The organism is Methyloceanibacter sp. (assembly GCF_058506495.1).
Genome location: NZ_JBZMXT010000027.1, coordinates 23165 through 29332 on the forward strand (window position 1 = coordinate 23165; position 6168 = coordinate 29332).

Genomic DNA, 6168 nt, shown 5'->3' on the forward strand with positions numbered 1-6168 from the left:
TGTGGGTGCATGAGAATCGCGACGTGGAACATAAACGGCATCAAGGCCCGCCTTGAAACCGTCAAAACCTGGCTCAGATCGGCTTCTCCCGATATCGCCTGTTTTCAAGAGATCAAGAGCATCGACGAAGGTTTTCCTTCAGAAGTCTTCGAAGAGCTTGGCTACAACGTCGCCGTCCATGGCCAGAAGGGCTTCAATGGTGTCGCCCTTTTGTCGAAACTGCCCTTCGACGAGGTTGTCCGCGGTCTCCCGGGAGACCCGGACGACCTACAGGCACGCTACATGGAGGGCGTGGTGTCTGTTCCGTCTGGGGTCGTGCGGGTCGTGAATATCTACTTGCCCAATGGCAATCCGGTAGACTCCGAGAAGTACCCCTACAAGCTCTCCTGGATGGAACGACTAAAGCTCCGCGTGGAAGAGCTCATGACCTATGAGGAGCCCTTCGTCGTGGCGGGTGACTACAACGTCATCCCGACCCCAGAAGACGTCTACGACCCCAAAGCTTGGCTGAGTGACGCGCTGTTCCTGCCGGAGACGCGTGCTCGATTTCAGAGCTTACTTAATCTCGGATTGACCGATGCGTTCCGCGCCTGCCACGACGAGCCGCATCAGTTCACTTTTTGGGACTATCAAGCCGGCGCCTGGCAGAAGAACCACGGCATCAGAATAGACCATCTGCTGCTGTCGCCGCAGGCCGCTGATATGCTGGTTTCATGCGACATCGATGCTGAACCGCGTGGCTGGGAGAAGCCATCGGATCATGTGCCTGTTGTCATGGAGCTTGCGGTCTAACGCGCCGAGAAGAACGTCACGTCGTCGTGGGGGCCCGCTACTGCACCCCGCCTACACCTGCCTCGGTGCTGCCAAAGCCCACCGACAGTCCCATCTTGGGCGGCGGAGCAAGGTCCACAGGTCCAAGACGCGGCTTACTGCTCACGGACAAGGAAGGTTCCTGCGCAGCTGGGACGGCGCGGGTCGTCGTAGGCACCGTCGGAATAGTGACAGCCGCAGCTGCCTTACCTCCATCGCTCAATCGAGGCAGTAGCGCCTTGGCTTGCTCGACAGTGATGCGGTCAGCGATTGCAATCGTCCTGTCGTAGCTCTCGGAAATCCATCCTGAGTCGACGCCGTCCTTGCGAGTGTTTTGATTTGCCAACATCAGCAGCGCGAGACCTTGCGCTCGTCTCTTGCCGACGCCTTCGCCGGTCCAAAGCATCTCACCGAGCACGGCCTGAGCACCGGGATGTTGCTTGCGGGCGGCCATCGTAAGCCAGTTCGCTGCGATCGTTCGGCTCTTAACAACGCCAGTGCCTGTCAGATAGAGCCGTCCAAGGCGATACTGGGCTTCAGCGTCGCCAAAATAGGTGCCGGCATGCCGTAGGAGCCTAGAGCCGTATGCTGGATCCGCCCGCAGCGGCAATTCGGCAATGCCATCGACATAGTATTGTCCCAGCGCGCAAAAAGCCTCTCCAACGTAGCGAGCAATTGGGCTGGACGCCGGAACGTCCGCGAACTGATCAGCGATACGTTGATAGTAGCGGAACGCCTTGGAGGAGTTCTCGGGAACGGCGCCGTCTTTGGTGTAGAGGCGCGCCAGTTTCAGCTGCGCGCCGAGCACACCGTGAGCCGCTGCGTATTCCAACGCGGGAAGTGCAGAGTCTGTCTGCCCAGCATTTATTGCCGTCATGCCCTGCCGATAGGCTTCTGTAGCGGACTTGTAGGACGGCGGCGTATCAGCGCTGCCCACGCCAGCCGACGTTAGCACGATGACCGCCGCAAATGCAGCGCCGATTTGGCAGACGCTAAATATCCGCATAGCAGCTCCGTTCGGCAGCGGCGCCGGGATGGGTTACAGCACCCTCGCGCGCTGCACCAACTTGCTGCGCGTATTTCCAGATACACCCGCTTTCAAAACTGGGCGTTGGTGGCGTCCAATCCTTTGCGCGTTCAGCGAGTTCGTCCTCGTCGACCTCGAGGTCAATCCGGCCGTCAATTGCATCGAGCGTAATCATGTCGCCATCTCGCACCAGTGCAATCGGACCGCAGATCGCCGCCTCTGGTCCCACATGACCAATGCAGAAGCCGCGTGTGGCGCCAGAAAAACGGCCGTCAGTGATCAACGCAACCTTGTCGCCCATCCCCTGCCCGTAAATAGCAGCGGTGGTCGACAACATCTCACGCATACCCGGACCGCCCTTGGGGCCCTCATACCGTATGATGATGACTTCGCCTTCTTTGTACTCTCTCGCGCTCACGGCCGAAAATGCCTCTTCCTCGCTATTGAAGCAGCGCGCTGGCCCGCGGAACTTCAAGTTCTCCAAACCTGCGACCTTGACGATCGCGCCATCGGGCGCCAGCGATCCTCTGAGACCCACCACGCCACCTGTTGGCGTGATCGGGTCGTCAGCAGAACGCACAACGTCCTGGTCTTGGTTCCATTCGACCTTGGAAAGATTCTCAGCGATCGTCCGACCCGTGACGGTGACGCAGTCTCCGTGAAGGTGCCCGTGATCGAGGAGTGTCTTCATCAGCAGCGGTACACCGCCGGCTTCGAAGAGGTCCTTAGCGACATAGCGCCCACCAGGCTTCAAATCCGCGATATAGGGCGTTTTCTTGAATATCTCGGCAACATCGAACAAGTCGAATTCGATCCCGCACTCGTGCGCTATGGCCGGCAGATGCAGTGCAGCATTCGTCGATCCGCCAGATGCCGCGACCACCGCCGCCGCATTCTCCAAAGACTGCCTGGTCACTATGTCCCTTGGACGGAGATTGAGTGCGAGAAGGTCCATAATCTTCTCGCCGGCGGCCATACAAAACCGGTCTCGGATCTCGTAAGGAGCGGGCGCGCCCGCCGAATAGGGCAAAGCAAGACCAATGGCTTCGGACACAGTTGCCATTGTGTTCGCGGTGAACTGCGCGCCACAGGCCCCTGCCGAAGGGCATGCGACCTGTTCCAATTCGTCTAGATCCTCGAGCGACATATTGCCGACTGAGACCTGCCCGACGGCTTCAAACAAATCTTGAACTGTCACAGGGCGACCACGAAAAGTCCCGGGAAGAATCGAGCCGCCGTAAATAAAGATCGAGGGAACATTGAGGCGGCACATGGCCATCATCATGCCCGGCAGTGACTTATCGCAGCCGGCTAGCCCCACAAGCGCATCGTAACTGTGGCCGCGCATGGTCAGCTCGACGCTATCGGCGATAACTTCTCGGGACGGCAGCGAGGACTTCATGCCCTGGTGTCCCATCGCAATGCCGTCTGTGACTGTAATGGTGCAGAACTCGCGAGGTGTCCCTTCCTTGGCCGCGACGCCTTGCTTGACGGCTTGCGCCTGACGCATCAGCGCAATGTTGCAGGGCGCAGCCTCATTCCAACACGTGGCCACACCAACGAAAGGCTGATGAATTTGGCCGCGCGTCAGGCCCATCGCGTAATAGTAAGAGCGATGCGGAGCCCGCGAAGGCCCCTCCGTCACATGCCTACTCGGCAGGTTCGATTTGTCGAACGTCTTTGCGTCCATGTACTGACTACCAACCGACTGCGGCAGCCCCGACGGTTTTCCGTTTCGGCCTAGCGCACCGGCTAGTTGCTCCCTGGTCTGCCCCCTCTCGCATTATATTTGCGAGTGCCTAAAAAGACCGATGATCCTCTGTACTTTGTGTGATTTCACAGAGTTTTATGGCGCAAACGAGGCGTCTCGTCTTCCGTCTGTTGTATTTCAGTTACAGCTGGAGATATTCGACTTTTGGGACCAAACCAGCCACCAATGCAGGCCCGAAAACGGCCTCGCATTTCGGTGACCGCACAACTGACGGCATCTATCTAGACCAAGGGATTTGACTTTACAGAGCCGCTTCTAGCCGCTTGAGAGCCTGCGCCAGTTTGGTCGCCATGGCCTCCGCGTCTGCCTTGCGTTCGCGTTGCTCTTCGACCACGTGCTGTGGCGCGCGTGACACAAACTTGTCGTTGGCGAGCTTGGCGTCAATCTGCGTTATTTCGGCTCCGACTTTATCGATCTCACGCTTGAGCCGGTCAGCTTCGGCGTCAATGTCGATCACACCCTGAAGCGGCAGAGCGATCGTTGCCTCGTCGAGAACAATCTGGACCGAACCCGCGGGCGGCGTTTCGGCGAAGTCAATGCTTTCAATCCGGGCGAGCCTTGAAACAGTCTCGAGATGAGCGGCCACCCGTTCCCTGGTCCTATCCGTGGCCCCGGCAATTACGAGCGGTACTTTTCTTCCCGCAGGCACATTCATTTCGGCGCGAACAGATCGTACGTCCGTCACGAGCCGAATAACCCAGCCGATCTCATCGTCAGCAGCAGCATCTTGTAGCCCCTGATGCGTTGGCCACGGCGAGAGTATTAAGAGGGTCTCGCGGGGCGTTCCCTCAGGCGCACGCTTTTCCCAAAGCTCTTCGGTGACGAAAGGCATGAAAGGGTGCAGCAACTGGAGCGCCTTATCGAGGACATAGGCCGCCATGGCCCGCGTTTCGGCTTTTGCCGCCTCGTCATCGCCGACGAAAACTGGCTTTATGAGTTCGAGATACCAGTCGCAATAGATGTGCCAAATGAAGTGGTAGACGGCTCCGGCGGCTTCGTTGAAACGGAACCCTTCGAGCGCTTCCGTAACAGCAGAGACCGCCCGCTCCAGCTCGCCAGCGATCCAACGATTAAGCGTTGTTTTGGCCTCCTTGGGATCGAACCCTTCGACCGGGATACAGTCATTCATCATCGCGAAGCGAGAGGCATTCCAAAGCTTGGTCGCAAAATTGCGATACCCCTCAACACGCCCGCTGGACAGTTTGATGTCTCGCCCTTGTGCGGCCATCGCAGCCAGCGTGAAACGCAGCGCGTCAGCGCCATAGGCATCAATTAGTTCGATGGGATCGATGACGTTGCCCTTCGACTTCGACATCTTCTGACCCTTCCCATCACGGACCAGGGCGTGGATGTAGATGTCGCGGAACGGAACCTCATCCATGAAATGCAAGCCCATCATCATCATTCGCGCGATCCAGAAGAAGATGATGTCGAAGCCGGTGACTAGTACGTCGGTCGGATAGTAACGCGCAAGCTCGGGGGTCTTATCTGGCCAACCGAGTGTGGTGAACGGCCACAGCGCCGAGGAGAACCACGTGTCGAGTACGTCGTCGTCGCGCGTGAGTGTCTCTTCTTTTCCGTAGTGCGCTTTTGCCAAAGCTATGGCAGCCGACTCGTCTTCCGCAACGAAGACTTTGCCGTCGGGGCCATACCAAGCCGGGATTTGGTGCCCCCACCAGAGCTGACGCGAGATGCACCAGGGCTGGATGTTCTCCATCCAGTGGAAATACGTCGACTCCCAGTTTTTCGGCGCGAAGTTCGTCCGACCTCTACGAACGGCTTCGATGGCCGGCTTTGCGAGCGTCGCGGCGTCGACATACCACTGATCCGTCAAGTAGGGCTCGATAACCGCGCCCGACCGGTCGCCTTGCGGCACTGTGTGAAGATACGGCTCGGTCTCTTCGAGATAGCCGTTGTCCTCCATGCACTCGACGATCATGGTTCGCGCGGCAAATCTGAAGACGCCGTTCCATTCGAGGATCTTGTCTTCGAGTGCTGGCGTCATCTCAACGCCATGCATGAAGTCCGTTTCCGGCCCAATATCCAAACGCGCGTCCCTGCTCAGGACGTTGATCATTGGCAGGCCATGGCGCTTGCCCACCTCAAAGTCATTGAAATCATGCGCCGGCGTGATCTTCACAGCGCCGGAGCCCTTCTCCGGGTCCGAGTACTCGTCTGCGACGATTGGAATCCGCCTTCCGACGATGGGCAGAATGACATTCTTACCGACGAGGTGCTTGTAGCGTTCGTCGTCCGGATGAACTGCAACTGCGGTGTCACCCAACATCGTCTCTGGACGAGTGGTCGCGACGACGATGAATGTGTTGGGGTCGTCCGGATTGAAGGACACTCCTTCAAGCGGATAGCGCAGATGCCACAAGTGCCCCTTCGTTTCGACTTGCTCGACTTCAAGATCGGAGATCGCGGTTAGAAGTTGCGGATCCCAATTCACCAAGCGCTTGTCCTTGTAGATCAAGCCGGCGGTATAGAGCTCCACGAAGACCTTACGAACAGCTTTTGACAGCCCCTCGTCCATGGTGAACCGCTGGCGCGACCAGTC

At 58.3% G+C, this 6168-nt stretch carries 4 protein-coding genes; 1 reads left to right on the forward strand and 3 read right to left on the reverse strand.

What is annotated here, in order from left to right; translation table 11 throughout:
• Positions 1–9 precede the first annotated feature (9 nt).
• Positions 10–792: an exodeoxyribonuclease III gene (gene xth / locus AC33YF_RS06910; protein ID WP_491776465.1), complete on the forward strand. Its 783-nt coding sequence runs from the start codon at positions 10–12 to the stop codon at positions 790–792.
• 37 nt (positions 793–829) lie between these two features.
• Here the strand turns inward: xth and AC33YF_RS06915 are convergent, their stop codons facing one another.
• From AC33YF_RS06915 to AC33YF_RS06925, 3 genes are all read right to left on the reverse strand, one after another.
• Positions 830–1816 carry a tetratricopeptide repeat protein gene (locus AC33YF_RS06915; RefSeq protein WP_491776466.1) on the reverse strand — a complete coding sequence of 329 codons (987 nt, stop codon included), beginning with the start codon at positions 1814–1816 and terminating at the stop codon, positions 830–832.
• The gene (gene ilvD / locus AC33YF_RS06920) at positions 1803–3527 is read right to left on the reverse strand and encodes a dihydroxy-acid dehydratase (protein WP_491776467.1); all 1725 of its coding nucleotides are present in this window, start codon (positions 3525–3527) and stop codon (positions 1803–1805) included. The genes AC33YF_RS06915 and ilvD overlap by 14 nt, the downstream gene beginning before the upstream one ends.
• 322 nt (positions 3528–3849) lie before the next feature.
• On the reverse strand, positions 3850–6168 hold a 2319-nt coding region (locus AC33YF_RS06925), incomplete at its 5' end, for a valine--tRNA ligase (RefSeq protein ID WP_491776468.1).

Coding starts and splice junctions, on each gene's coding strand:
- AC33YF_RS06915 (WP_491776466.1), bottom strand. CDS start 1,816: ATGCGGATATTTAGCGTCTGCCAAATCGGCGCTGCATTTGCGGCGGTC.
- ilvD (WP_491776467.1), bottom strand. CDS start 3,527: ATGGACGCAAAGACGTTCGACAAATCGAACCTGCCGAGTAGGCATGTG.
- xth (WP_491776465.1), top strand. CDS start 10: ATGAGAATCGCGACGTGGAACATAAACGGCATCAAGGCCCGCCTTGAA.